Here is an 18,318-nt window from a genome sequence, read left to right on the forward strand (position 1 = left end):
AATGCGCAGCAACGTCCTTCGTCACAATCTCCTGACCGCCCTGCTGCTCGGTCCAGCAACGGCGTGGCTGGTGGTGTTTTTAGTTTTGCCGTTCGTGGCGATCGCCGTTTTCAGCGTCGGCGAGCGGGCGCCGGAAGGCGGCTATCAGGCCGCTTTCACCTTGGCGCAGTATGCCAATCTTCCGGCGCGGGCGACCGCCTTCTGGAACACCATGATGCTGGCGCCGGCGGGCGCACTGGCCTGTCTTCTCGTTGCCTATCCGGTCGCCTATTACCTCGCTTTGCGCGCGCCGGAACGGTGGCGGCTGATCCTGCTGGCGCTTGTCGTCATCCCGTTCTGGACCAGCCTGCTGATGCGAACCTATGCCTGGATGTATGTGCTTGGCGGGCGCGGCATCCCAGCTCTGCTGGCCTATGTCGGGCTGGAGGACGTGCGGCTGATCAACACGCCGGGAGCGGTTCTGCTCGGCATCGTCTATGGTTATCTGCCGCTGATGATCCTGCCGATCTATGTCAGCCTCGAGCGGCTCGACCGCCGGCTGCTGGAGGCCTCCGCCGATCTCGGCGCGACGCCGATCTCGACATTCCTCGGCGTGACGCTGCGGCTGTCGCTGCCAGGTGTGATGACCGGCTTCTCGCTGGTCATGATCCTGCTGCTCGGCGAATATCTGATCCCGACGCTACTCGGCGGCGGCAAGGTCTTCTTCATCGGCAACGCGCTGGTCGATCTGTTCCTGCAATCGCGCAACTGGCCATTCGGATCGGCAATCGCCATCACACTTGTGGCGGTTTCAGTGGTCGTGCTGCTTGCCGCGAACCGCATTTCGACCCGGCTTTCGGGTGCCCGCCGGGTGGACCTGATCTGATGCGTGCCTTCGTCGTTGCGGTCTTTGCCTTTCTCTACCTGCCGATCACGCTGGTGGTGCTGTTTTCGTTCAACGCCGGCCACCACGCCAGCGAGTTCACTGGCTTCTCGATGCAATGGTACGGCAAGGCCCTGGCAAACCCGTTCCTGGTCGAAGCGCTGAAGAACAGCCTGTTCATCGCCACGACCAGCGCCTTGCTGGCGGCGCTGTGCGGCATGGCGGCCGCGCTTGGCCTGGCGCGTGTCGGCGCGCGGACGCGAGCCGTCTTCGATGCGCTTTTGGGTGCTGCGATCGTCGTTCCTGGCGTCGTCATCGGCATCTCGACGCTGGTCGCGCTGGTCCAGCTATTCGGGGTGGTCAACCCGTTTGTCGCTTCGCTGTGGCCGAACGACCAGCCACCGCGCCTGGCGCTCGGCTATGGCTCGATCATCGCCGCGCACGGGCTGTTTTCGATGGCGCTGGTGGCGATGATTGTCGGCACGCGCCTCGGCAGCCTCGACCGCAATCTGGTCGAGGCCTCGAGCGATCTTTACGCTACCCCGCTGACGACGTTCCGCAGCATCGTGTTGCCGCAGATCATGCCGGCGGTGATCGCCGGCTTCCTGCTCGCCTTCACATTCTCCTTCGACGATTTCATCGTCGCTTTCTTCGTCGCCGGCGCACAGACGACATTGCCGATCTATGTCTTCGCCTCGATCCGGCGCGGGGTCACGCCGGAGATCAATGCCGTCGCGACGATCGTGCTCGTCGCCTCCGTTCTGCTCGTTGTGCTTGCCCAATGGCAACTGCGGCAACGAAAACCATCACACTGAAAGACAAAAACATGATTCTGAGAGATCGCATCGCCGTGGTGACGGGTGCCGGGTCGGGGATCGGGCGTGCCGGCGCCATGATGATGGCCAGGGAAGGCGCGCTCGTGGTGATCGCCGACAGGGACCAGGCGGCGGGGGAAGCAACCGCTTCCGACGTTCGTGCGGCCGGCGGTCGGGCCGAGGCCGTCGCCACCGACGTCGGCGAGGATGCGGCGGTCGAGCAGCTCATTGCGGGAACGCTGGGGCGGCATCGGCGGATCGACATCCTGCACAATCATGCCGGGATCCAGGTCGGCGGCACGCTGACCGAAGTCGGCGCCGACGGCATGGATGCCTCCTGGCGGATCAATGTGCGGGCGCAGTTCCTCGCGGCCAGGCTGGTCATGCCGTCGATGATCGCGCAAGGCGGCGGGGTGATCCTGAATACCGCCTCGAATTCGGGTGTGTTCTACGACCGCGAAATGATCGCCTACGCAACGTCAAAACATGCAGTGGTGGCGATGACCCGGCAGATGTCGCTCGACTATGCCAAACACAATGTCCGCATCAACGCGCTGTGCCCCGGCTGGGTCGATACGCCCTTCAACGAGCCGTTCATCGCGCAGATGGGCGGGCGGGCGGCGATCGAGAACTATGTCCGCACCAAAATTCCCATGCAGCGCTGGGCCAGCGCGGAGGAAATCGCCGAAGCGATCCTGTTCCTCGTCTCCGACCGCTCGTCCTTCATGACCGGTCAGGCGCTGGTGATCGACGGTGGAGAAAGCATCGGCTGATCCGCCGCTCCCGGCGGGCGGCAGCTGAAATTCTCGTTGGCCTAACGGCCGGCAGCGAGATGTGCTTTCGTCTCAAGGAGAATGCGGCCAAGATGGCGGGCCGGGAGCAGAAATCGTCAGTGCAAGAGAGAGGCGGCATAATGGCCGAGGCGTATATCTGCGACTACATCCGCACGCCGATCGGGCGCTTCGGCGGCTCGCTGTCGGCGGTCCGTGCCGACGATCTCGGCGCGATACCTCTGAGGGCGCTGGTCGAGCGTAATCCAGGCATTGATTGGGCTGCTATCGACGATGTCGTCTATGGCTGCGCCAACCAGGCCGGCGAGGACAATCGTAATTTGGCGCGCATGGCGCTGCTGCTGGCCGGCCTGCCCAAGGAGGTTTCGGGCTCGACCGTCAACCGTCTCTGCGGTTCGGGCATGGATGCGGTGATAATTGCTGCCCGCGCCATCAAGGCCGGCGAGGCGGAGCTGATGATATCAGGCGGCGTCGAATCGATGAGCCGCGCTCCGTTCGTGCTGCCGAAGGCAGAGACCGCCTTTTCGCGCAATGCCGAGATTTACGACACCACGATCGGCTGGCGCTTCATCAATCCGCTGATGAAGAAGCAATACGGCGTCGATTCGATGCCGGAGACCGGCGAGAACGTGGCGGAAGAGTTCGCTGTCTCCCGCGCCGACCAGGACGCATTTGCCGTGCGCAGCCAGGACAAGGCTGTAGCCGCACAAGCCAATGGCCGGCTGGCAAAGGAAATCACGCCGGTGACGATCGCGCAGCGCAAGGGCGATCCGGTCGTTGTCGACAGAGATGAGCATCCCCGCGGGGGCACGTCGATCGAAGCGTTGGCCAAGTTGCCGACGCCGTTCCGACAAGGCGGCACGGTTACGGCCGGCAATGCCTCGGGCGTCAATGACGGCGCGGCGGCGCTGATCGTCGCCTCGGAAGCAGCCGCGAAAAGATATGGGCTGACGCCGATCGCCCGTGTTCTGGGCGGTGCCACCGCCGGCGTGGCGCCGCACATCATGGGTATCGGCCCTGTGCCGGCCACGCAAAAGCTGTGTGCCCGGCTCGGCCTGACGCCGCAGCAATTCGACGTCGTCGAGCTCAACGAGGCCTTCGCCTCGCAAGGCATCGCCGTGCTGCGCCAGCTCGGCATTGCCGAGGATGCGGAGCACGTCAACCCGAATGGTGGCGCCATCGCGCTCGGCCATCCGCTCGGCATGTCCGGCGCGCGCATCACCGGCACGGCGGCGCTGGAGCTGCGCGAACGTAGCGCCCGCTATGCACTTGCCACCATGTGCATCGGGGTCGGCCAGGGGATCGCGGTGGCGCTGGAGAGATTGTGAGCAAGCGTCGATTTGCCGGGCCATCTAATGGCGCGTTCCGCCCACTCAAATTTGACCATGTGGACAAAAGCCGGGCACCGCTCCATAGTTCCTTCGCCGATATTCCGGAGAAGAGAGCCGGCTCGACACGGCGCCAATCAGAGGGGCATGCAATGGACAACGGGAAGAGCAGAATCCAATCGAAACGCGAAGGGCTTTCGCGACGCAACGTGCTGGAGCTGGGCGCGCTCGGCCTGGCGGCGGCGATGCTGCCGGGCAGCGCCTTTGCCAAGACCAAGAAGCTGAAAGTGGCGGCGATCTTCGCCACGCCGATCGAGGAGCCGTGGGACAACCAGATCCACGTTGCCCTGCAGAAGGCCGAGAAGGAACTCGGCATCGAATACAAATGGTCGGAGAAGGTGCAGACGGCCGATTTCAGCCGCGTCATGCGCGAATATGCGCAGGGCGGCTATGAGCTGGTGCTGGGCGATGCCTTCGCCGCCGAGCGCGAATCGCGTAGGACCGCCAAGCAGTTCCCGAAGACCGCCTTCCTGTTCGGCTCCGGCGCCGGGCCGGCCGAGCCGAATTTCGGCGTTTTCGACAACTGGATTCACGAGCCGGCCTATCTGTCCGGGATGATCGCCGGAAAAATGTCGAAGTCAGGCACGGTCGGCGCCGTCGCGGCGATGGGCATTCCGGAAGTGAACCGGCTGGTCAACGCCTTCTTTGCCGGCGCCAGGGAGGTCAATCCCGACATCAAGAAGAAGGTCGCCTTCATCGGCTCGTTCTTCGATCCGCCAAAAGCAAAGGAAGCGGCCGTCGCCCAGATCGATGCCGGCGTCGACGTCATCTATGCCGAGCGCTTCGGCGTCATCGAAGCGGCGGCGGAGAAGAAGATCCTCGCCATCTCCAACATGTCGGACCAGTCGAGCCTCGGCCCCGACACGGTGATCACCGGGCCGGTCTGGGACATGTATCCGACCGTCGAGCAGGCGATCAAGCTGGTCAAGGCCGGCGTCTTCACCGCGCAGGATTACGGCGATTTCTCGCGCATGGCCAAGGGCGGCTCCTACCTCGCGCCCTACCACAAGTTCGACAAGACGCTGCCGGCCGAGGTCAAGGAACTGGTCGAGAAGAAGAAGGCAGAGATCCTCGACGGCAATTTCCGCGTCGACGTCGATGAGAATACGCCGGTCTCGGATTAGGGCTCTGTCTTTTGGGGTTGGTGCTTGTCGCACCCCCCCTCTGGCCTGCCGGCCATCTCCCCCTCAAGGGGGGAGATTAGCAGCTTCGCCGACAGCGCCCTCCTCTTCAGCGTTGACGATTTGCGAAAGCAGAAGTGACATCCGATCTCCCCCCTTGAGGGGGAGATGGCCGGCAGGCCAGAGGGGGGTGCGACGAGCGCCACCCGCAGGTCCAAGCTGAATCGTAAGCCAATTCCGATCGGGAGCACCCTTGTCAACGCCTGCCCCTCTCATCGAAATGCGCGGCATCTCCAAGAGCTTTGGCGCCGTCAAGGCGAACGAAGCCGTCGATCTCAGCGTCGCGCCGGGTGAAATCCTCGGGCTGCTCGGCGAAAACGGTGCCGGCAAGACGACGCTGATGAACGTGCTGTTCGGCGCCTATGCGCCCGATGCCGGCGAGATCCTGGTGCAGGGCCGGTCGGTGGCGATCAACAGTTCGGCCGATGCGCTGGCCGCCGGCATCGGCATGGTGCACCAGCATTTTCATCTCGCACCGCGGCTTTCGGTGCTGGAGAACCTCTTGATCGGCATTCCCGGCAGATCGGGCCGGATCGACCGCGCCGGCGGGCTGGCGCGGCTCGCCGAGATCGGCCGCCAGCACGGGCTGACGCTCGACCCGGACCTCCCCGTCTCGGCGCTGTCGGTCGGCGAGCAACAGCGGCTCGAAATCGTCAAGGCGCTGTTTCGCGGCGCAAGGCTGCTGATCCTCGACGAGCCGACGGCGGTGTTGGCACCAACCGAGGTCGACGGGCTGTTTTCGGCGCTGCGCTCGATGGCGGCACAAGGGCTCGGCATCATCTTCATCTCGCATAAGCTCAACGAGGTGCGAGCGCTGACGCATCGCTGCGTCGTGCTCCGGCATGGGCGCGTTGCCGGCCGCGTCGATGCGCCGGCCAGCACCACGTCCTCGGAGATGGCGCGGCTGATGTGCGGCCACGAGATCGTGCCTCCGGCCAGAGGACCGTCGATGCCCGGTGCGGCCGTGCTGACCCTCGACGGTATCTCGACATCTCATCATTCCGGCATGGCGCTGCGCGATGTTTCGCTGTCGGTTCGTGGCGGCGAGATCCTTGGCATCGCCGGCGTCTCCGGCAATGGCCAGCGCGCGCTTGCCGAGGTCATCTCCGGCGTGCGTGCGCCCGATGCCGGGAAGATGACCATAGCCGGCAAAACGGTTTCGCGGTTCTCGCCGAGCACAGTGCAGGCGCTCGGCCTCGGCCGCATCCCGGAAGACCGTATGACGACAGGGCTGGTCACCAATCTGCCGCTCGCCGATTCGATGGTGCTGCCGCGCATCGGCACGGCGGCGTTCAGCCGCAACGGCCTGCTCAAGCCGGATGCGATCCGCGCCTTCGCCGAGGCACAGATCAAAGCCTACGATATACGTTGCCCCGGGCCGATGACGCGCGCCGGGGCGCTTTCCGGCGGCAATCTGCAAAAGGCGCTTTTGGCGCGCGAACTCGCCTTCGATCCGAAGGTGCTGATCGTTTCGCAGCCGACTCGCGGCCTCGACATCGGCGCCGCGCGTTTCATCCACGAAAAATTCCTCGACATGCGCGCCAAGGGCTGCGGCATCGTCGTCATCGGCGAGGATCTGGAAGAGTTGCTGATGCTCTCGGATCGTATCGCGGTGATGTATGAGGGCCGCATCGTCGGCACGCTGAACAGCGCCGACGCCAGCATCGCCAGACTCGGGTTGATGATGACCGGAGCGGAGGGCCATGCCTGATGTTCCGTCTCGAGGCCCGCACCTCAACGCCCGCCTGGTTCAATCTGGCGCTGCCGCTGCTCGCCATCGGCGCGACGCTGATCCTGTGCAGCGGCCTCATTGCACTGGCTGGCGCCGGCGTCGTCGAGGCTTATGGCGTTATGTTTTCGGCGTCGCTGGGCGACAGCTACGCCGTCACCGAAACGCTGGTGCGTGCCACCCCGATGATCTTCACGGGACTTGCCGTGGCAGTCGCCTTCCGCGCCAAATTCTGGAATATCGGCGCCGAAGGGCAATTGCTGGCTGGTGCGGTGGCGAGCTGTGCCGTCGGTGCAATCCAGATGCCGGGGCCGCTCGCCATGCTGCTGATGGCGCTGGCGGGTGCCGCCGCCGGCGCGGCCGTCGCCCTGATCCCCGCCACGCTGCGGGTAAAATTCAGGGTCGATGACGTGGTCAGCTCGCTGCTGCTCAACTCGGTCATTTTCTACGCACTGATGGCGCTGATCGAAGGGCCATGGAAGGACAGTTTCAGCGGCTACCCGATCTCGCCGCCGATCGAGGATACGGCCAATTTTCCAGTGCTGCTCGAAGGCACGCGGCTGCATCTCGGGGTCGTCGCGGCGCTGGTCGCCGCACCGGTCATCTGGTTCGTGGTCGCGCGCACCACGCTCGGCTTCCGCATCAGGGTCACCGGCGAAAACCCCGAGGCGGCGCGCTATGGCGGCATCAATGTCGAGCGGGTGCTGATTTCGACGGCGCTGCTGTCTGGCGCATTGGCCGGCCTTGCGGGCGTCGGCGAGGTCGGCGGCGTGCATTTCCAGGTGATGAGCGACATCTCGCCGGGCTATGGCTATTCCGGCATCGTCGTCGCCATGCTGGCGAGGCTCAATCCGCTCGGCGTGGTGCCGGCGGCGATCTTCCTTGCCGCCGTCATGACCGGCGCCGAGGCGATGTCGCGGGCGACCGGCGTTCCGGCCTTCCTCAGCGATGTCATCCAGGGAACTGCGCTGCTCGCCATGCTGGTGGCGCTGCTGTTCACCGCCTATCGCATCCGTCGCGTGGGAATAGCCAAATGAGCGTGGTGCTGGAACAGATCTTCCAGGTCGGCTTCCTTGCCGCGATCATCCGCATCGCCACGCCGCTAGCCTTCGCGACGCTGGGCGAGATGTTCTCCGAGCGCGCCGGGGTGCTCAATCTCGGCATCGAAGGCATCATGCTTTTGTCGGCGATGACCGGCTTCACCGCGGCGAGCCTCAGCGGCAGCCTCTGGCTTGGCGTGCTAGCGGCGGTGCTGACCGGGGCGCTGATGGGCGCCGTGCACGCGCTGTTCACTGTAGCGCTCGGCCTCAGCCAGCATGTCTGCGGCATCGGCGTGACGCTGTTTAGCTCCGGCCTTGCCTATTTCCTCTACCGGCTGATCTTCGGCCAGCAATCGGTACCGCCGAACATCAAGGGATTCGAGACGCTGCCGATCCCGATCCTGTCCGGCATTCCGGTGCTTGGGCCGGCGGTGTTCAACCAGTTCTCGCTGGTCTACATGGCGATGCTGGCCATACCGCTGGCCGCCTTCGTGCTCTACCGCACGCCTTGGGGCCTGTCGGTGCGCATGGTCGGCGAAAACCCGCGTGCCGCCGATTCTGCCGGCGTCAGCGTCATTGCAACACGCTTCCAGGCGGTGATCCTCGGCGGTGCCTTGATGGGGTTGGCCGGTGCCTTCCTGTCGATGGCGCAATTCAACGCCTTCACCTTCGGCGTGGTTTCGGGGCGTGGCTGGGTGGCAATCGCGCTCGTCGTTTTCGGCCGCTGGGATCCGTGGCGATCGGCAGGCGCGGCACTGCTGTTTGCCTTCGTCGATGCCCTGCAGTTGCGCATGCAGGCGAGCGGGCTTGGCCATATCCCCTACGAGGCCTTCCTGATGCTGCCGTTCATCTTCACCATCGTCGCTATGGCGGTGATGTCGCGCAATGCGGTGGCCCCGTCGGCGCTGCTCAAGCCGTTCCGGCGCGAAGAGCGGTAGCGGCGCTTCGCCTTTCACATCGCGGTGAAGCCGTTATCGACGAACAGATGGGCGCCGTTGACGAAGCTGGCCTCGTCGCTGGCCAGGAACAGGGCTGCCTTCGCGACCTCTTCCGGCTCGCCGATCCGCCCTTGTTGCGCCGCCATTGCCGCGTCGGAGACATCGACGCCGAGTTTGTCGAGATCGGCGACCTCGCGCAGGCCATGCGGTGTCCTGATGAAGCCTGGACAGACCGCATTGCAGCGGATGTTGCGGTCGCGGAACTCGACGGCGATGGCACGCGCGAACATATGGCAGGCGCCCTTGGTGGTGTCGTAAAGCACCTCCATCGGCGTCGCCGCCACCGCCGAGATCGACGAGGTGCAGACGATGGAACCGCCGCCGGCGGCGATCATGCCGGGCAGCACGGCACGCGTCATCAGGAACATCGAACGCACATTGACGGCATGCAGCCAGTCCCATTCCTGCAGCGTGGTCTCCAGGAAGGGTTTGATGACGAGGGTGCCGGCGTGGTTGAACAGAACCGTGACCGGGCCGAATTTTTCCGTCGCGCCCTTCACCGCCGCTTCGACCTGCGCCTCATCCGATACGTCGGCGACCCAGTGCTCGGCGACATGGCCGCGTTGCCTGATCGCCGCTGCGGTGGCCGCCGCCGCTTCGCCGTTGCGGTCGACGATCGCCACCTTGGCGCCCTCGGCCGCGAAAAGCTCCGAGGCCGCACCGCCCATTCCCGTCGCGCCGCCCGAAATGATGGCGACCTTGCCGGCCAGTCTTGTGCCCATGGTTTGCTCCCTGCTGCCTTGCCGTGACGTCGCGGCTTTCCGCTGAAGCGATGCTATCCCTCATCCATTGGATGGCCAAGGAGCCACAGACACATGGACCTGACGTTTCCTGCCGTCACCCTGGCATGCCTCGAAAGGCAGCGCTAAGCAGTAAAAGCACTAATGTGTCTATCATTTGGAGAAAATTGTTCTAAGGATCGCGCGAAAATAGCACTCGACAAAGTCTACTGATTTTATAGATTAAGCGCCGAGACGGAGGTCGATATGTCCTATAGCCAGAACGCTCAGACTGCCCGCAAAGGCCAAAGGCTGGGTTCCGACCAGGTGTGGCGGCCGGCCTATGCCGGCGCTTTCGCCTATCTCGTCTTTGCCCTTGCGTTTGTATTCACCGGGGCAGTGGTACTGGGGCTGATCCCCTGATTGTCAAGGCTCTGATCATCGAGGCTTCCTCGGGATAGCGGCCTGCCGTTTGCAGAAATTCCGGAGTTGATGAACCGAATGTCGGTGCGCTTTTGCGCGCCCTGATTCCAACGTGATGGAGGAGATGGCAATGCCAATCGAGTTCACGCATGTTCCCGGTAAGATCCACGCCACCAACGCCAGCTTTTTCTACGACTTTGTCGAGACCGCGACGAAGCTGTCACTGATCGAGGATGCCGGATTCCGGAAGATCGTCATCGACGACCAGGCCGGGCTGCTGACCAATATGGACCTTGCCGCCCAGACGCTGGACCGGACCTCGTCCCTGGAGGTCGTGCTCACGCATTGGGCAGGCGTGATCGAACCAACCGTGGCGGCGCGGCAGCTCGCTGCCCTCGACGCGAGAAGCGGTGGCCGGCTGTCGCTCAGGATGCTCAGCGAGCCGCTGAGCGACGACGATGCCGAGGCACGTCCGGCCGGCCATACGGTGGTCTGGCAACGCATCGACGAATATCTGGTGCTGCTGAAGCGGTTGTGGTCGAACGACAGGCCGTTCGACCATGAAGGCACCTTTTACAGCATCAAAGGCGGCTATGTGCCGCGCAAGGGGCCGCATGGTGCCGATGTGACCATCCGCATGGGCGGGCAGTCGGGCACTGCGCTCAGGGTCGCGGGCAGGCATGCGGACGTGTTCGAGCTGGCGCCTGGCTCGCTTGCAGAAATCCGCCAGTCAATGGAGCGCGTACGCGGCGCTGCTGCCGAACACGGCCGGGCCGGCAAGCTGCGTTTCGCGCTTCCGGTCCAAATCCGTACGGAAGACAAACCGGCCGCTTCCTGCCAGAAGGCGCTCGAACTTGCCGGGCCGCCGGCGCAGGTCGCGCTTTCGCTGCTTTCTTACGCCGCTTTGGGGATCAAGGAGTTCATGATCGTCGGCGTCGACAGGCCGCGCGAGATTGCGACCGCCGGCCGCGAGGCGATCGCGCTCTTGCGCAATTCGCTGGCACGGCGCGAGGCCGATGTCCCTCAGCCGGGGGCGTTTGCGTCACGCTCGATACAGGGAGCACGCGCCGGCTGCTGAAGCGCCTCCGTCGTCCGCGCCTTGGTGACGGGTCTACCACCATTCCGGGAAAGCCGCGTGAGCCGCCCTGGCCAGCGCCGGTATTTCCTGATCGGGAACGGAGCTGTAGGGCCAGAGCAGTCGCGGGCCGAGCGGCGCCCAGCCGCCGGCTGCCGCCATCGCCTTGTCGAGTGCTGCATCACCGACATTGTAACGGGTGCGAAACGGTAGGACATTTGCGGCGAGGAAGGCCTGTATGCGGGCCTCGACCTCGGCAGCGGCGGCCATGTCGGTGCGGATTATCTGCCACCACATCATCGCGCCCTTCGGGTTGAGGCAGGCAACGTTGGAATAGCTGCCATGGGCCCCTCCAGCATAGCCTGTTGCCAGCGTGTGGCCGGGGACGAAGACGGAAAATCCGTCCAGTTTGCGGCGCATGTCGGCATACCAGCCGGCGTCGCCGCCCGGCAGCTTGGCGCCGACCAGCGATGGCACGGCCGCACGCAGACTGGCGATGCCGTCGAGCGTCAGGTGGCGCTTGGCGTGCGGCGGATTGTAGAGCACCAGCGGCGTTTCAGGCGCGGCGTCGCACATGCCGCCGGCAAAGCGCATGACCTCGTCGTCGCTGGGCGGCCACCAGTCGGGCAGCGTGAACTGCACCGCCGCCGGGCGAAGTCCGGCGACCCGCGTCAGTCGCTCCAGCGCGACGCGCGGATTGGACTGGCTGATGCCGATCTGGAAAGGAAGGCGCGCGCGGCCGGCTATGGTTGCGACCAACTCACAAAGCCGGTCAAATTCGGGCTCGGTCTGGCAATGGAATTCGCAGGCCGTTCCATTGGAATAGACGCCGTCGACGCCTGAGGCGCAGAGCCGGGCGATCGTCTCTTCCGTCGCCTGCCAGTCGATCGCTCCGCGATCGTCGATGGCCAGCATCACCGCGCCCCAGATGCCGCGCGGTGCGTGTGCGGGCAAGCGGGCCAGATGGTCGTCGAGGTCAGCGTCCACCGGCGATCTCGTGTTCGCGGCGGGTTTCGTTCGACGCGAAGGCAGCCTCGATAATGGCGACGATCTTGCGCGCATAGATGCCGTCGACCGGCACCGGCGTGTCATCGGCAATGGCATCGCGCATTGCGCTCCATTCGCGCACCAGCGCGTTATGCATCCAGTTCGGCTCAAAGGAACCGGGCAGCTCGGTCCAGACCGTCTCGCGGCCAAGCATGGTGCCGCGGTCCATGTCGATGCGCAGCGTTCCCCGCTCGCAGACCAGATCCATGGCATAGGTGGTGGCGCCGGTGCGATAGCCGACGCTCTGCACCTGGCCGATGCCGCCGCCGGCGAAGCGCAATCCGAGCAGAGCGCTGTCGTCTGCTTCCTGGTCATGGAACTTGGCGCCGAGCATGCCGCTCACTGACACGACATCGTCATCCATCAGCCAGACCAGGCGATCGACCGCGTGGATGCCGGCCGTCAACAGCATGCCGCCGCCGGTCGCCTTGCGCAGATGCCAGTCGCGGCGATTGTGCTCCATCCACAGCTTGATGATCCAGCTCGATCCGGCGAGCGGCCGGCCGAGCGCTCCTTCCTCCAGAATTTGCCTGGCCGCCATGCAGGGCAGGGCGAAATGCATAAGGTGGGCGACCATCAGCTTGACGCCGCTATCGGCCACGGCGGCGTTGATCGCATCGCAGGCGGCCACCGTCGGCGCCATCGGTTTTTCGAGCAGGATATGCTTGCCGGCCTTTGCCGCGCCGATGGCCATTTCGGCATGGAGATGGTGCGGGCTGGCAATGAGGACCGCATCCACCTCCTTGTCGTCCAGCAGCTTGCGCCAATCAGTGTAGCCGCGGCCGCCATATTCGGCGGTGAATCGCTCCAACGCATCGGTATTTCCCCGGCAGGACGCGACGAGGCGAATATTTCCAACCTCGCGGATTGCCCGCGCATGGGCTGCGCCGAAATCGCCGGCGCCGATAATTCCTATTCCAATCATGGTCCTGCCTTTTGATAAGCGGCGTCGATCAGCGACATCGCCGCAACATAATCTTCGATGGACACCGGCGGAGGCGCCTTTCTGGCCAGCCGGTCAAGCGTATCGCGCATGAACAGACGATAGCGCGTTGCCGGCAGTTCGACCGGCAAGTCGACGATTGCCGCGTCGTCGAGCGTTGCGCAGATAACATGGTCGCCATGATCGATGAGGGTGGCATTGGCACTGACGATGCGCCACTCGAAGTCACCGCCGGGGCGCATCGAAGCAAAGGTGTAACCGGCCTCGACGATGAACAGCGCGCCGGCCTCGTCTTCCAGCACCAGAAGTGCGTGATCCTCGACCGGGCCGGGATGGATGCGGTTCGCGATCGAAACGCTTTTCAGGCCGAGCTTGCCGGTTGCGAGGCTGAGTGCCGCGTCGACGCCGTGTATGCCGAGATTCCTCAACGCACCCCCGCCACCAACCGCCGGGTCGAGCACCCAGGCGACACCGTCGGCGATGTAGCGTTGCGGCGGGCCGTTGACCAGCCGGAACTGGCAATGCGCCACGGGGCCGGCGCGACCTTGCCGGCGCAGCCGTTCAAGGCCGGCAACGGCCGGCCCGAAACGGTTGGGCAGGGGAACAGCGACAAAAGCCTGGTGCTGCCTGGCAAGGTCGCGCAGCGCCATCAGTTCCCTCGTATGGCTGGCCGCCGGCTTCTCCAGGATCAGCGGTATCCTTGCCGCGATGATCGCACGTGCCCGCGCCGGCACCATCGAAGGGTGCCCCATCAACAGGATCACATCCGGCGGGCTGGAGAGTATCTCCTTGAAATCTTCGATAAACGGCAGGTCGTGATGCGCGGCGAACGCTTGCGCTTGGCCAGGATCCTCGTCCCAGATACCGGTGATCTCCGTGCCGTAAAAGCGTGCGGCGTCGAGGTGTATTTCGGCGTGCCAATGGCTCGAGCCGGCGAGGGTAATCTTCATTCGGAGGCAGCAGCTTTGTTATGGGCTTGCAGGATATCCTACAAGTGGCTATACGACAAGCGGCGGGCAAGCTTCAGCGGATGATGAAGGCAGTGGGATGGCGGAACTGAAGTCGATCGAACCGTTGAGCAGACCGCCGCTGCTTCACGTCACCGTGCAGGAAAGCCTCAGGGCCTATATCGAAAGCAACCAGCTCAAGGCAGGCGATCCCCTGCCGCCGGAGACGTTCCTGGCGCAGCGGCTCGGCGTCGGCCGCAACTCCGTGCGGGAAGCCATCAAGGCGCTGGAATCGATCGGCATCCTGGAGACGCGACGCGGCATCGGCGTGTTCGTCAAGGAGTTCTCGTTCAAGCCGCTGCTGGATAACCTGGCCTACGGTTTGCAGGATTCGCTGCGCGATGTCGAAGAGCTGCGCGAAATCCGTCGCGTGCTGGAAACCGGCCTCATCGCCAAGACGATCGAGATGATCAGTGCCGAGGACATCGAGGCGCTGCGCCAGTTGACCGAGCGCATGCGGCAACGTGCCGAGCGCCATGAGAGCTTCGCCGAAGAGGACCAGCAATTCCATCAGCTGCTGTTCCGCTGCCAGAACAATCACATGCTGAGCGCGCTGATCGACATCTTCTGGACGGCGTTCAACAAGGCCTCGAATTTCACCAATCTCGATAATCCGACGCCGCTGGCGACATGGCGCGACCATCACGAGATCGTCGAGGCTGTCGCCGCCAAGGACGTCGACCAGGCGCGTCGGCGGCTCGACGACCATTACCGGGGGATCCAGCAGGTTATCGCAAAAAACCGAACAAGCTGAAGAACAACCTGACTATGCCAAGGGAGGAAACCATGCGTATCAGGACCATCGCATTCTCAGTCGCCGGGCTGCTGCTCGCCAGCATTGCCCCATTGACCAGTGTCCAGGCACAAAGCGCCAAGACCATTGCGGGCGGCTTCGACGTCGGTCCCGGCGGTTTTCCCAAGAACTTCAACCCGCTGGTGGCGACCGGCGGCTACACCTGGCTCAGCACCTATTTTGAACCGCTGGTCATCTACAATGCCGGGCTGGCCGATATCGAAGGCGACCTCGCCAAGGACTACAAGATCAGCGACGACCAGCTGAGCTATACGTTCAACCTGGTCAACGAGACCTGGCATGACGGCAAACCGTTCACCTCGAAGGACGTCAAGTTCACCCTCGAGCTTGCCAAGAACAAGGCCTCCGGCAGCCTGTTTGCCGCCCGCCTCGCCAACATCGCCTCGGTCGATGCCCCGGATGACCACACCGCAGTGGTGAAGCTATCGAAACCGAACGGCTCGTTTCTATCCATCCTCTCGCAGCTGATGATCCTGCCGGAGCATGCCCTGGCCGCTCTGCCGCCGGAATCGCTGGCGACAAGCACCTGGTGGTCGACCACTCCGGTCGGCACCGGCCCGTTCAAGTTCAAGCGCTACGTGACCGACCAATATGTCGAACTGGCAGCCGATGACGATTATCGCGGCGGCAAGCCGAAGGTAGACGTGCTCATCAACCGCTATTTCGAGTCGCCGGCGGCGGCCGTTGCCGCGCTCCGTGCCGGCGAAATCCAGTTCACCTATGTCGAGCCCGACGATGCGGCATCGTTCAAGAGCGACAGCAATTTCAAGGTGATCGAAGGTGCCTCGTACGTGGTCAACTATATCGGCCTGAACCAGAAGGTCGACCTGTTTAGGGATATCCGTGTCCGCCAGGCGATCATGTACGCGATCGATCGCAACGCAATCATCGACAGCCTCTACGGCGGTGCCGCCGAGCCAGCCAATTGCGGCTATGTCGCGCCGCATCTCGTTCCCGCAGGCCTCGAACCCTATGCCTACGATCCGGCAAAGGCCAAGGCGCTGCTGAGCGAGGCCGGCTGGGACAAGATCAACGGCGACAAGCCGATCACCTTGCTGACCTATTACGGCTCGCCGCAAGCGGCCAATGTGATGGCCGCTGTCCAGTCGATGCTGGCCGAGGTCGGCATCAATGTGGTGCCGCGGGTCGTCGATACGCCGACCTACAACGGCATCGTCTACAAGCAAGGCACGCCGGACTGGAACGCCTTTCCGATGGTCTATGCCGGCCTGCAGAACGGCCCCAACCCGGCCGGCCTCAATCCCGGCCTCAACAAGTCGCAGATCCCGCCGGCAGGCTTCAACACCATGCGCATCGAGTTCGACGATCTGAGCACCGCATTGGACGCCGCGCTAGGCCAAACCGATCCGGCCAAGCTCGATCAATCCTGGCAGGGGGTCTGCAAGGTGATGAACAAGGAGCTACCCTGGGCCACGTTGTGGGTGGCCAACCGCTATGGCGTAGCCTCCAACAAGCTGCATGACTTCGTCTGGACGCCGGCGCCGGGCGGCGGCCCCTACGCAGCTCACCCCGAGCGCTGGGACATCCAGTAAGAAACCCGCAACCAAGCGAGCAGGCGGGACCACTTTGGCGCCGCCTGCCACCGCCACGGAAAGCCCATGTTGAGCTTCATCGCCCGCCGCAGCGCCACAGGATTGCTGATGCTGGTCGCGCTCAGCGTCCTCATCTTCATCCTGTTGCGGCTGGCGCCGGGCGATCCGATCGACGCCTATATCAACCCATCGGTCCCCATGTCGGCTTCCGACCTCGAGGGCCTGCGCGAACGGCTCGGGCTCGATCGGCCGCTTCCCGTGCAATATCTCGCCTGGCTGCGCGCGGCGCTGAGCGGTGACTTCGGCTATTCGATTCAGCGCAGCGGCGTTGCCGTGCTGCCACTGGTCATGGAACGCATCGGCCCGACGGCGCTGCTGATGGGTACGGGCCTGGCGATCGCCATCGTGCTCGGCATTTCCGCCGGCATTTTCAGCGCGGTGCGCCGTAACGAACCATCCGACATCGCGCTGTCGGTGCTGTCGTTTATCGGTATCTCCAGCCCGGCTTTTCTGACAGCGCTGCTCGGTCTCTATTTCTTCTCGGTGCTGCTGCGCTGGGCGCCGTCCGGCGGCATGCAGACCGCGGGTGCGCCGTTCTCGGCGACGGATGTGCTTGCGCACCTCGTCCTGCCCGCCTGCCTGCTGTCCGTCGGCCATGCCGCGCTGATCATGCGTTACATGCGCGCCTCGCTGCTGGAAGTGCTCAACCAGGATTACGTGCGGACGGCGCGTGCCAAGGGCGTGCGCGAGTTCTGGGTGATCATCAAGCATGCAACCCGCAATGCGCTCTTGCCGGTCATTACCTTGATCGGCTCGACTGTCGGCATCGCCATCGGCGGCGCCATCTTCCTGGAAAGCGTGTTCAACTGGCCGGGCATGGGACTGCTTCTGGTCAACGCCGTCGGCACCCGCGATTACCCGGTGATCATGGGCGCTACCCTGGTGATCGGCGTTTGCGTCATCCTGGTCAACCTCTTGACCGACGTCGTCTATGCCGTCGTCGACCCGCGCATTCAGGTGGCATGATGGCAATCACGGCGCCAGATCCTACAGTTGACCCGACAGCCGTGCCGCAAACCAAAGGCCCGCTTCGCCGCGCGCTCGACCGCTTTTTTGAAAACCGCGCGGCGCGTGCCGGGCTTTTGATCGTCATCCCGATCCTGCTGGCGGTTTCGACGTATCCTTTGTGGTGGCCGTTCGGTCCTAACACCATCGACCTCCGAGCAATGAACAAGGCGCCGTCGGCCATTCATTGGCTGGGCAGCGACGGCGTCGGGCGCGACGTCATGGCCCGGTTGCTGCAAGGCGGGCGGATCTCATTGCTGGTTGCCGTCAGCTCGGTCGCCATCTCCACCGTCATCGGCTTCCTGGTCGGCGCCGTCGCCAGCTTTGGCGGGCGCCTCGTCGACGGCACGGTGATGCGCCTGGTCGATCTGGCGATGACGCTGCCGCCGGTGATCTTCCTGCTGGTGCTGGCTTCGATCGCCGGCACCGGCATCGCGCCGACCATACTGGTGATCTCGCTGCTCTCCTGGCCGGTGCTGTCGCGCATGGTGCGCGCCCGGCTGCTCGAACTGCGCGAGCGCGATTTCGTCGTTGCCGCCCGCGGCATGGGGGCAGGGCTGCCGCATCTGCTGTTCCGGCACGGCCTGCCCAATTGCATCGATATCCTGGTCGTCTACGCCACCTTGCAGATCGCCAACGCCATCCTGCTCGAGGCCGGCCTGTCCTTCCTCGGCCTCGGCATCGCACCGCCCGAAGCCAGCTGGGGCAACATGCTCAATCTCGCCCGCTCCACCGTTGTGCTTGAAAATTACCCCTGGCAATGGATGTTCCCGGGCGCCGCACTGGTGCTCACCGTGCTCGCCATCAACTTCATCGGCGACGGCTTGCGCGACGCATTCGACCCCCGCTCCGATCTCAACTGACCTCA

The 18,318-nt window shown here is 64.3% G+C and carries 18 protein-coding genes; 14 read left to right on the forward strand and 4 right to left on the reverse strand.

Going from position 1 to position 18,318, the window contains the following annotated elements:
* Position 1 precedes the first annotated feature (1 nt).
* From NKI67_RS28925 to NKI67_RS28960, 8 genes are all read left to right on the forward strand, one after another.
* The gene (locus tag NKI67_RS28925; RefSeq protein ID WP_352648122.1) at positions 2–865 is read left to right on the forward strand and encodes an ABC transporter permease; all 864 of its coding nucleotides are present in this window, start codon (positions 2–4) and stop codon (positions 863–865) included.
* Positions 865–1,677: an ABC transporter permease gene (locus NKI67_RS28930; RefSeq protein WP_352648125.1), complete on the forward strand. Its 813-nt coding sequence runs from the start codon at positions 865–867 to the stop codon at positions 1,675–1,677. The genes NKI67_RS28925 and NKI67_RS28930 overlap by 1 nt, the downstream gene beginning before the upstream one ends.
* Positions 1,678–1,688: 11 nt before the next feature.
* The gene (locus NKI67_RS28935; RefSeq protein WP_352574542.1) at positions 1,689–2,450 is read left to right on the forward strand and encodes an SDR family NAD(P)-dependent oxidoreductase; all 762 of its coding nucleotides are present in this window, start codon (positions 1,689–1,691) and stop codon (positions 2,448–2,450) included.
* Between the two features lie 140 nt (positions 2,451–2,590).
* On the forward strand, positions 2,591–3,796 hold the full coding sequence (gene pcaF, locus NKI67_RS28940) for a 3-oxoadipyl-CoA thiolase (RefSeq protein ID WP_352574544.1): 1,206 nt from the start codon (positions 2,591–2,593) through the stop codon (positions 3,794–3,796).
* Positions 3,797–3,948: 152 nt separating this feature from the next.
* Positions 3,949–4,980, forward strand: coding sequence for a BMP family protein (locus NKI67_RS28945; RefSeq protein ID WP_352648129.1), 1,032 nt, complete (start codon positions 3,949–3,951; stop codon positions 4,978–4,980).
* Between the two features lie 277 nt (positions 4,981–5,257).
* The gene (locus NKI67_RS28950) at positions 5,258–6,748 is read left to right on the forward strand and encodes an ABC transporter ATP-binding protein (RefSeq protein ID WP_502897353.1); all 1,491 of its coding nucleotides are present in this window, start codon (positions 5,258–5,260) and stop codon (positions 6,746–6,748) included.
* Positions 6,748–7,803 carry an ABC transporter permease gene (locus tag NKI67_RS28955; RefSeq protein ID WP_352636941.1) on the forward strand — a complete coding sequence of 352 codons (1,056 nt, stop codon included), beginning with the start codon at positions 6,748–6,750 and terminating at the stop codon, positions 7,801–7,803. The genes NKI67_RS28950 and NKI67_RS28955 overlap by 1 nt, the downstream gene beginning before the upstream one ends.
* Positions 7,800–8,744, forward strand: a complete 945-nt coding sequence (locus NKI67_RS28960; protein ID WP_352574549.1) for an ABC transporter permease — start codon at positions 7,800–7,802, stop codon at positions 8,742–8,744. Before NKI67_RS28955 ends, NKI67_RS28960 begins: the two co-directional genes overlap by 4 nt.
* Before the next feature lie 14 nt (positions 8,745–8,758).
* On the opposite strand, the gene NKI67_RS28965 is transcribed toward NKI67_RS28960, so the two are convergent.
* The gene (locus tag NKI67_RS28965; protein ID WP_352470743.1) at positions 8,759–9,526 is read right to left on the reverse strand and encodes an SDR family NAD(P)-dependent oxidoreductase; all 768 of its coding nucleotides are present in this window, start codon (positions 9,524–9,526) and stop codon (positions 8,759–8,761) included.
* Positions 9,527–9,790: 264 nt separating this feature from the next.
* On the opposite strand from NKI67_RS28965, the gene NKI67_RS28970 reads away from it, so the two are divergent.
* Positions 9,791–9,946 (forward strand): hypothetical protein, encoded by a 156-nt coding sequence (locus NKI67_RS28970; protein WP_023678176.1) that lies wholly within the window; start codon positions 9,791–9,793, stop codon positions 9,944–9,946.
* Positions 9,947–10,076: 130 nt separating this feature from the next.
* Positions 10,077–11,024 carry an LLM class flavin-dependent oxidoreductase gene (locus NKI67_RS28975; protein WP_352648131.1) on the forward strand — a complete coding sequence of 316 codons (948 nt, stop codon included), beginning with the start codon at positions 10,077–10,079 and terminating at the stop codon, positions 11,022–11,024.
* Between the two features lie 33 nt (positions 11,025–11,057).
* Here NKI67_RS28975 and NKI67_RS28980 read toward each other — a convergent pair whose 3' ends face one another.
* Genes NKI67_RS28980 through NKI67_RS28990 form a run of 3 tightly spaced genes read right to left on the reverse strand, consistent with a single transcriptional unit; the run spans position 11,058 to position 13,961 of the window.
* Entirely contained in the window at positions 11,058–12,008 is a 951-nt protein-coding gene (locus NKI67_RS28980; protein ID WP_352648133.1) for a dihydrodipicolinate synthase family protein, read from the reverse strand.
* Positions 11,998–12,993, reverse strand: a complete 996-nt coding sequence (locus NKI67_RS28985) for a Gfo/Idh/MocA family protein (RefSeq protein WP_352648135.1) — start codon at positions 12,991–12,993, stop codon at positions 11,998–12,000. Before NKI67_RS28985 ends, NKI67_RS28980 begins: the two co-directional genes overlap by 11 nt.
* Positions 12,990–13,961, reverse strand: a complete 972-nt coding sequence (locus NKI67_RS28990) for a Gfo/Idh/MocA family protein (RefSeq protein ID WP_031212079.1) — start codon at positions 13,959–13,961, stop codon at positions 12,990–12,992. The genes NKI67_RS28985 and NKI67_RS28990 overlap by 4 nt, the downstream gene beginning before the upstream one ends.
* A 97-nt stretch (positions 13,962–14,058) precedes the next feature.
* Between NKI67_RS28990 and NKI67_RS28995 the strand changes: the two genes are divergently transcribed.
* The 4 genes from NKI67_RS28995 to NKI67_RS29010 all read left to right on the forward strand — a co-directional run bounded on the left by NKI67_RS28995 (position 14,059) and on the right by NKI67_RS29010 (position 18,313).
* Complete coding sequence (locus tag NKI67_RS28995) at positions 14,059–14,772, forward strand: FadR/GntR family transcriptional regulator (protein ID WP_031212077.1); 714 nt, start codon at positions 14,059–14,061, stop codon at positions 14,770–14,772.
* A gap of 32 nt (positions 14,773–14,804) precedes the next feature.
* The gene (locus tag NKI67_RS29000) at positions 14,805–16,385 is read left to right on the forward strand and encodes an ABC transporter substrate-binding protein (protein ID WP_023678170.1); all 1,581 of its coding nucleotides are present in this window, start codon (positions 14,805–14,807) and stop codon (positions 16,383–16,385) included.
* A 66-nt stretch (positions 16,386–16,451) separates the two neighbouring features.
* Positions 16,452–17,411: an ABC transporter permease gene (locus NKI67_RS29005; RefSeq protein ID WP_023678169.1), complete on the forward strand. Its 960-nt coding sequence runs from the start codon at positions 16,452–16,454 to the stop codon at positions 17,409–17,411.
* Positions 17,408–18,313, forward strand: a complete 906-nt coding sequence (locus NKI67_RS29010) for an ABC transporter permease (protein ID WP_023678168.1) — start codon at positions 17,408–17,410, stop codon at positions 18,311–18,313. The genes NKI67_RS29005 and NKI67_RS29010 overlap by 4 nt, the downstream gene beginning before the upstream one ends.
* Positions 18,314–18,318 lie beyond the last annotated feature (5 nt).

Source organism: Mesorhizobium sp. M0408 (assembly GCF_040321495.1).
Classification (GTDB): domain Bacteria; phylum Pseudomonadota; class Alphaproteobacteria; order Rhizobiales; family Rhizobiaceae; genus Mesorhizobium.

What these genes read in the sequence shown, in the direction of transcription:
- NKI67_RS28925 (WP_352648122.1), top strand. Translation starts at nt 2, where the DNA reads ATGCGCAGCAACGTCCTTCGTCACAATCTCCTGACCGCCCTGCTGCTC.
- NKI67_RS28930 (WP_352648125.1), top strand. Translation starts at nt 865, where the DNA reads ATGCGTGCCTTCGTCGTTGCGGTCTTTGCCTTTCTCTACCTGCCGATC.
- NKI67_RS28935 (WP_352574542.1), top strand. Translation starts at nt 1,689, where the DNA reads ATGATTCTGAGAGATCGCATCGCCGTGGTGACGGGTGCCGGGTCGGGG.
- pcaF (WP_352574544.1), top strand. Translation starts at nt 2,591, where the DNA reads ATGGCCGAGGCGTATATCTGCGACTACATCCGCACGCCGATCGGGCGC.
- NKI67_RS28945 (WP_352648129.1), top strand. Translation starts at nt 3,949, where the DNA reads ATGGACAACGGGAAGAGCAGAATCCAATCGAAACGCGAAGGGCTTTCG.
- NKI67_RS28950 (WP_502897353.1), top strand. Translation starts at nt 5,258, where the DNA reads ATGCGCGGCATCTCCAAGAGCTTTGGCGCCGTCAAGGCGAACGAAGCC.
- NKI67_RS28955 (WP_352636941.1), top strand. Translation starts at nt 6,748, where the DNA reads ATGTTCCGTCTCGAGGCCCGCACCTCAACGCCCGCCTGGTTCAATCTG.
- NKI67_RS28960 (WP_352574549.1), top strand. Translation starts at nt 7,800, where the DNA reads ATGAGCGTGGTGCTGGAACAGATCTTCCAGGTCGGCTTCCTTGCCGCG.
- NKI67_RS28965 (WP_352470743.1), bottom strand. Translation starts at nt 9,526, where the DNA reads ATGGGCACAAGACTGGCCGGCAAGGTCGCCATCATTTCGGGCGGCGCG.
- NKI67_RS28970 (WP_023678176.1), top strand. Translation starts at nt 9,791, where the DNA reads ATGTCCTATAGCCAGAACGCTCAGACTGCCCGCAAAGGCCAAAGGCTG.
- NKI67_RS28975 (WP_352648131.1), top strand. Translation starts at nt 10,077, where the DNA reads ATGCCAATCGAGTTCACGCATGTTCCCGGTAAGATCCACGCCACCAAC.
- NKI67_RS28985 (WP_352648135.1), bottom strand. Translation starts at nt 12,993, where the DNA reads ATGATTGGAATAGGAATTATCGGCGCCGGCGATTTCGGCGCAGCCCAT.
- NKI67_RS28990 (WP_031212079.1), bottom strand. Translation starts at nt 13,961, where the DNA reads ATGAAGATTACCCTCGCCGGCTCGAGCCATTGGCACGCCGAAATACAC.
- NKI67_RS28995 (WP_031212077.1), top strand. Translation starts at nt 14,059, where the DNA reads ATGGCGGAACTGAAGTCGATCGAACCGTTGAGCAGACCGCCGCTGCTT.
- NKI67_RS29000 (WP_023678170.1), top strand. Translation starts at nt 14,805, where the DNA reads ATGCGTATCAGGACCATCGCATTCTCAGTCGCCGGGCTGCTGCTCGCC.
- NKI67_RS29005 (WP_023678169.1), top strand. Translation starts at nt 16,452, where the DNA reads ATGTTGAGCTTCATCGCCCGCCGCAGCGCCACAGGATTGCTGATGCTG.
- NKI67_RS29010 (WP_023678168.1), top strand. Translation starts at nt 17,408, where the DNA reads ATGATGGCAATCACGGCGCCAGATCCTACAGTTGACCCGACAGCCGTG.